We start from the raw sequence: 6,820 nt of genomic DNA, 5'->3' as shown, positions 1-6,820 counted from the left end.
GCATAAAACGTAAACTTGCAATCTTTTAAAAACTGGATGAAAATACAGTTACTGGATATTAAAACAGCTACGGCAACGTTGCGTACCCAAAGCCAGCAGGCAATACGCAAGCGGGCTGAAGCAGTGATTCAAGGAGCAACAGTGATGAGCACACTCGATAACTTTTCGCATTTTCCCTCTGAGGCTCCCAAGCTCACTGCGCGCCAGCAGCAAATTCTGGAATTGATCCAGAGCGCCATCGCGCGCACGGGCGCCCCGCCCACCCGTGCTGAAATCGCCGCTGAGCTTGGCTTTCGCTCTGCCAATGCCGCCGAGGAGCACTTGCAGGCGCTGGCCCGCAAAGGCGTCATCGAGCTGGTCAGCGGGACCTCACGCGGCATACGTTTGCGCAATGACGCCCTTCGCAGCCTGAACGAATCCAGAATCAAACAGTTTTCCCTGCCGTTGCAAAGCCTGGCCCAACTCGCCCTACCTCTGGTGGGGCGGGTTGCTGCTGGCAGCCCGATTCTCGCGCAGGAACATGTCGAGCAAACCTATTATTTTGAAAGCAGCCTGTTTCAGCGCCAGCCCGACTACCTGCTCAAGGTCCGCGGCATGAGCATGCGGGACGCAGGCATCATGGATGGCGACCTGCTGGCCGTCAAGCAATCCAAGGAAGCCAAGAATGGTCAAATTGTCGTGGCCCGGCTGGGTGATGAAGTGACCGTCAAGCGCTTTCGTCGCAACAAGCACCTGATCGAACTTCTGCCCGAAAACCCGGACTTTAAAACCATTGTGGTCGAGCCCGGCGAGCCTTTCGAACTGGAAGGCCTGGCCGTCGGCCTCATTCGCAACACGATGCTGATGTAGGCAGCTCACCTGGCCACGCACCAGGTGGCGGGCGTTTGGCCGTTGTGATGGCCAACACCCTGGTGTCGGGGCCTTCCTGGCAATTTGCCAGTTTGCAATCCTGCCTGTGTAAACCTCTCTCATACAGGAGTTCATCATGGGAATCATCAGTTTTTCACATTCACCAATGTCGTCAGTCCTGCTGGCACCCGTGCAGGCATTGGTGTCATTGTTTTTGCCGGCGCAGGGTATGACTGGGGCAAGCCGTTTTTCCGCGCCAGCCGGCGCACAGCCCAGATCTCACCAGCTTGCGCTACCCTTTGCTTCCGGCGATTTCGCGGCAATGCGCGGCCCGTCTGCCCGCGCCACTGGTGCTCTTGCCGTCCAACGCTCTGTCAAGGCGTCCCGACCCAGCCGGCTGCGAGTTGTCCGTGAGTTTGACTCCAATGTCGGCCCAGCGTGCGCTGGCCGCATGGTGATATCCGGCCGCATGGCCGACGTCTGCGCGGAACTTGAGCGCATGAGCCAGCGAGAAACCTCTTTGAGATAACTGGTACGGCAAGCATCCCACCAGAAGTTCAGCCCGGGCCTATGTGCTTTGCGGCGCCGTCTGGTGCGTTTCCTTGAGATACAAAATCCCCAGTCGGAAGTGACCCCGGCGGCAAGGAAGAAAAATCTTGCAGGCACAATATCGGCATGAATATTGTGATCCTCGACGACTATCAGGACGCGGTGCGGAAATTGAACTGCGCAGCCAAGCTGGAGGCCTACCCTGCCAAGGTCTATACCAACACCGTTAAAGGCATCGGCCAGCTGTCCGTCCGCCTCAAGGATGCCGATGTCATCGTCCTGATCCGGGAGAGAACCCAGCTCAACCGGCAAGTTATTGAAAAGCTGCCCAAACTCAAGCTGATTGCCCAGACAGGCCGTGTCGGAAGCCATATAGATGTCGCGGCTTGCACAGAACGCGGCATCGCGGTTGCCGAGGGCATTGGGTCTCCTACGGCACCCGCGGAGCTGACCTGGGCACTGGTAATGACCGCCATGCGCCGCATTCCGCACTATGTAGCCCACTTGAAGCATGGCGCCTGGCAGCAGGCAGGGCTCAAGTCAGCTTCGATGCCACCCAACTTMGGCATTGGCTCCGTCCTCAAGGGCAAGACATTGGGGGTATGGAGCTACGGGAAGATCGGGCAAATTGTGGCTGGCTACGGCAGGGCCTTTGGTATGCGTGTCGTGATATGGGGCCGCGACGCATCACTGGAGCGGGCACAGGCCGATGGCTTTGAAGTCGCGGCCAGCAAAGCCGAATTCTTTGAGCAAAGCGATGTACTGAGCCTTCACCTGCGGCTCAACGCAGAGACACGCGGTATCGTCACGCTGGAAGACCTGTCGCGCATGAAAACCACGTCCCTGCTGGTGAATACGTCAAGGGCGGAGCTGATCGAACCGGAAGCATTGATCGCCTCCCTCAATCGCGGGCGGCCCGGCCTGGCGGCCATCGATGTTTTTGAGTCGGAGCCCATCCTGCAAGGCCATGCGCTGCTCCGCCTGGAAAACTGCATTTGCACGCCGCATATTGGCTATGTTGAACAGGACAGCTATGAGCTGTACTTTGGCGCGGCGTTTGACAACGTCGTCAACTTCATCAAGGGCACGCCCACCAATATCGTCAACCCGGGGGCCTTGCAAGTACGGCGCTGATGTGACACGCGCAGCCTGATCAAGTGCGCGTAAACCCGGGATTCCCGGCGAGCCAGGCTCAAACTTCGCTCAAGTTTTCTGYGTCGGCCCCGAAGAATCCGGAAAGTCGAGGTCAAACTCGATGAGATTGTTGGCAGCGGATTGCGGCGGCTGCGCACCTGCATCGATTGATGGAAACGGGGCCAGGTCCGCCCCCTCGCCTGCACTCAAATCAATATCAAGACCAAGCCGGGGGGAAGCGGGAGGCTGTGTCGGGTCGGTTGCACCTGCCACGGCAGGAGATGGCAAGGGCGCCACGATCTGGAACCGGGCTGACAGTGGCTGGATGCTGGTAGGCCCAAAACCTGCAACGCCAGGGAGCGTGTCCGGCATGGTCGGAACCGAAGGTGCGTCCGACAACCTGACCGGTGCTTCGGCGTTGCCGGGCGGCCGGCTAACAATCCTTTTTGCGATAGAGTGGAGGAGCAACAGCTCGCGGTAGGCGGCCAGGCTGAAGACCTCTCCCCGCGAATCCGGTTTGCGGAATATGGACTCTTCAAGTACGTCGAGCACCTTGGGAGTTGGCCAGAGGGCCTCAATCCGCGAGAGGGCCTCCGTGTAATACTCCAGATCGTGCGTATCCGCCGCGTATTCGTCGAATGCCGGCACCTTGGCATTGAACATCTTGTTGAAGTCTGTGCGCAACGCGTCGTAATCCTCGCGGCGGCCCAAGCTGTGATAGAGGTCAAACAGGTCGAGATAGACGAGCGCGCTTGTTTCCACGTTGTCCATGATGTGGTGACGCAGAACATCTACCGCCTTGTCGGGCCGGCCGAGCGACAGGAAGAAATCGGCCTGTTGCTRCACATCAAACAGCTCTTCGGCATTCACAATCCGCGGCATGCTGCTGATACCGCTCAGGCTAGGCAGAAATTCCGAGGGGAATCTGGATTCGGCAACCCTTGGGCGCGCCACGGCGCTTGAAGCCGGCGTATTTTTCGGCGCCTCGAAAAATGGTTCGCTGGGATCGAAATCAACCAGCGAATCGGGCAAAGGCCCGGCGCTCACCGATTCAGCTTCTGAGGCCCTGCGCAAGAAGGCTTTCCCGGTGTTACCCGTACCTTCAGTCACATAAGGCGCGCTGTCTTCGGCAAACCCTTTGCCCCACCAGGATCCCCGGCTGACACGGCTTTGCTGTCGGCTACGTATCCATAGTGCCAGGATCGCAAGAAGGGAGGCGGCCAGCAAGGCGTAAAGGGCGTATACGAGCCAGTTGTTATAGCGTTCACCGCGCGCCTGCTCAAGCTGGCCGCGCATTTCCATCACGGCTTTTTCGGTTTTCTGGCTTCGCGCGAGCATGCCGGCAACATCGGCTTCCAGGGATTTCAGGCGCTGGCTGTCGCGCACCATGTCTTGCGGCTGTGCATTAAGCGCCTGCCACAGTGCGGCGGCGGCAGCGCGCTGCTGGGCGTCTGTTGAGGGCTCCGTCAGCAGCTCCGGCGAAGACCGGAGCACAGGGTCGCGCTCGGCCGCCAGGTCAATGGGGTCAAGTTTCAGGCGAGAACGGAGCTTGCCCGCTGGCCCGGATGCGGACTTGCCAGCCCCGCGAACAGCAGGCGTTGCCTGCAGCAACCCAACTGAGGTAGCCGATCGCAATTCACTGCCTCCGACAGGCGGGACTTTTCCGGACCTCGCTCTTGGGGCTTTTCCCGGGCTGGAGGGCGCGGAGCCTGCCTGTGCCTTTGCGGCGTTACCGCCGGCGCCAGCAACTCCAGGCATCTGCGCCACCAGAGGCGCAGTCGCAACGGCTTCTCCGCCGACAACGGGAACCGGGCTGGTGTTTTCTCCGGCCACTTCCGCCAGCAGCACATACTTGCGCGTGTTTTTCTGCAGGCATCCTTCACGCACATAGAGTGTCACGACCGGCTCATCGACGCCGGAGCTTGTGCGGATGCGGATCAGCGCTTCACCGGAAGCGCCTTGCGACGTGATGACACGTACCTTGTCCTGGGCAACCTGGCTGTCGCCAAAAAACACATCTGCCGCCACACAGACTGCAGACAACCCTTCCGTGCCGTCCAGGTGCGCCGACAGGGTGACATCAAGGGGGCGTCCGACAAGGGTGGCGCCGCGCATGCGCCCCAGCGACAAGGCCACGCTGTGGACGGCAACGCCCATCAGCAGAACGCCAAGGAGATATTTGACAGGCTTCTTGGCAAGTTTCATGGGGTGGGCAATTTTGACACGGTACCCTGCCAAATACGGTCAGCCATAATTCAGGCATGGAAGTAAATTACACGAATGTGGGAATAGTTGGCACCGGCGCCATGGGGCGCGGCATTGCGCAGATCGCCGTGCAGGCCGGCAGCACCGTCAGGCTGATGGACGCGCAGGCAGGCGCCGCGGAAAAAGCGCGCGAAGCCATCTGTGCCCAATGGGACAAGCTCGTTGAAAAAGGCCGCATCGACGCAGCCGCGGCAGCCGGGCACAAAGACCGGCTTGTGCTGGCCGCCACCCTCACCGACCTGGCGGCCTGCGACCTCATCATCGAAGCCATCGTGGAGCGGCTGGAGGTCAAGAAAGCCCTGTTCGCCGAACTCGAGACACTGGTACCTGTGCACACCATTCTGGCCAGCAATACCTCCTCGCTTTCTGTAACGGCCATCGCCGCAGACCTGAAGCACCCCGAACGCCTTGCCGGTTACCATTTCTTCAATCCCGTTCCACTGATGAAAGTGGTGGAGGTCATCGCCGGCCTGAAGACCAGTCCCGCTGTGTGCGAAGGCCTGAGCCAATACGCCCGGCAAATGGGCCACACACCCGTGCAGGCCCAAGACACGCCCGGCTTCATCGTCAACCACGCCGGCCGAGGCTACGGCACCGAAGCGCTGCGCATCGTCAGCGAAGGCGTCGCCGACTTCGCCACCATAGACCGCATCCTGCGCGACCAGGCCGGCTTCAAGCTGGGTCCTTTCGAGCTGATGGACTTGACCGGGCTCGACGTCTCCCATCCCGTGATGGAGTCAATCTACCACCAGTACTACCAAGAAGCCCGCTACCGCCCCAATGTGATCACGGCGCAGCGCCTGGCCGGCGGAGTGCTGGGCCGCAAGACCGGTGAAGGCTTTTACCGCTACACCGACGGCACCATGCAAGTTCCGCCCGAGCAGGCCGTCCCTGGTGTGACCGAACTTCCGCCGGTGTGGGTGTCGCCGCGTGCTTCGCGCCGCTCGGAGCTGTTGCAACTGCTCAAAAACCTGGGCGCCAAAATTGAGACCGGCGCCTCCGCATCGCCGCAGGCCCTGATGCTGGTGGCGCCCCTTGGCTTTGACATCACCACCGTCGCCGTCGTGGAGCGGCTGGACCCGGCCCGCACCGTGGGCATCGACATGCTGATCGACGACGCAGCCACCAAGCGGCGCGTACTGGCGACCAACCCGGCCACCCGTACCGACATGCGCGACGCCGCCCATGCCCTCTTCGCCCGCGACGGCAAAGCGGTCAGCGTGATCCGCGACAGCGGCGGCTTTGTCACCCAGCGCGTGGTGGCCACCATCGTCAACATCGCCAGCGACATTTGCCAGCAAGGCATTTGCAGCCCGAAAGACCTTGAGACGGCTGTGACGCTGGGCCTCGGTTACCCCTTGGGCCCGCTGGCCATGGGTGACCGCTACGGCCCCACCAATGTGCTGGAAGTGTTGTTCAACATGCAGACCGTTTACGGCGACCAACGCTACCGCCCTTCCCCCTGGCTGCGGCGGCGCGGCGCCATCGGCCTTAGCCTGTTACACCAGGAGGAATAACACCCCCTTCGGATGCTCACTTCGTGTAGCACCTTCCCCCCTCGAGGGGGCGGCGCCTGCGGCCTGGCGAAGCCAGTTCCGCGGCCCCCACTGGCAAGGGGATCTGTACGGGGACTTGGTCCCTGCCTATTTCTTATTTCGATGCATTGGAAAAACTAGCATGGCAGGCGCAATCAAAGGTACGAGCGAGGGTCAGACCCTTATCCTGACGATCAGCAACCCCGAGTTCAAGAACGCGCTCGGCCCCGATATTTACGCTGCGGGCATTGAGGCGCTAAATGCTGCTGAAAACAACCCAGACATCCGCAGCGTGGTGATCACCGGCGAAGGTGCCATGTTTTGCGCTGGGGGCAACCTGCAGCGACTGGAAGCCAACCGCCGCGAGGCGCCGGAGGTGCAAGCCCAGAGCATTGAAGGCCTGCACAACTGGATCGACTCGATCCGGACTTATCCCAAGCCGGTGATCGCCGCCGTGGAAGGTGCTGCCGCCGGCGCGGGTTTTTCAC

General features: G+C 60.9%; 5 protein-coding genes. 4 read left to right on the top strand and 1 reads right to left on the bottom strand.

Translation table 11 applies throughout. From position 1 onward, the window contains the following. Positions 1 to 144 precede the first annotated feature (144 nt). A complete protein-coding gene (lexA, locus tag AC1D1X_RS12090) occupies positions 145 to 849 on the top strand; it encodes a transcriptional repressor LexA (RefSeq protein WP_477669422.1) in 705 nt (234 codons plus the stop codon). A gap of 675 nt (positions 850 to 1,524) precedes the next feature. Further along, a complete protein-coding gene (locus AC1D1X_RS12085; RefSeq protein ID WP_477698345.1) occupies positions 1,525 to 2,532 on the top strand; it encodes a D-2-hydroxyacid dehydrogenase family protein in 1,008 nt (335 codons plus the stop codon). Positions 2,533 to 2,601: 69 nt separating this feature from the next. Here the strand turns inward: AC1D1X_RS12085 and AC1D1X_RS12080 are convergent, their stop codons facing one another. After that, positions 2,602 to 4,737 (bottom strand): type IV pilus assembly protein FimV, encoded by a 2,136-nt coding sequence (locus tag AC1D1X_RS12080; RefSeq protein ID WP_477698344.1) that lies wholly within the window; start codon positions 4,735 to 4,737, stop codon positions 2,602 to 2,604. Between the two features lie 56 nt (positions 4,738 to 4,793). On the opposite strand from AC1D1X_RS12080, the gene AC1D1X_RS12075 reads away from it, so the two are divergent. Then, entirely contained in the window at positions 4,794 to 6,314 is a 1,521-nt protein-coding gene (locus AC1D1X_RS12075; RefSeq protein WP_477669419.1) for a 3-hydroxyacyl-CoA dehydrogenase, read from the top strand. A 160-nt stretch (positions 6,315 to 6,474) separates the two neighbouring features. Next, on the top strand, positions 6,475 to 6,820 hold a 346-nt coding region (locus AC1D1X_RS12070), incomplete at its 3' end, for an enoyl-CoA hydratase-related protein (RefSeq protein ID WP_477698343.1).

Source organism: Polaromonas sp. P1_G4, from assembly GCF_056405475.1.
This window is presented reverse-complemented; position numbering and strand designations above follow the sequence as displayed.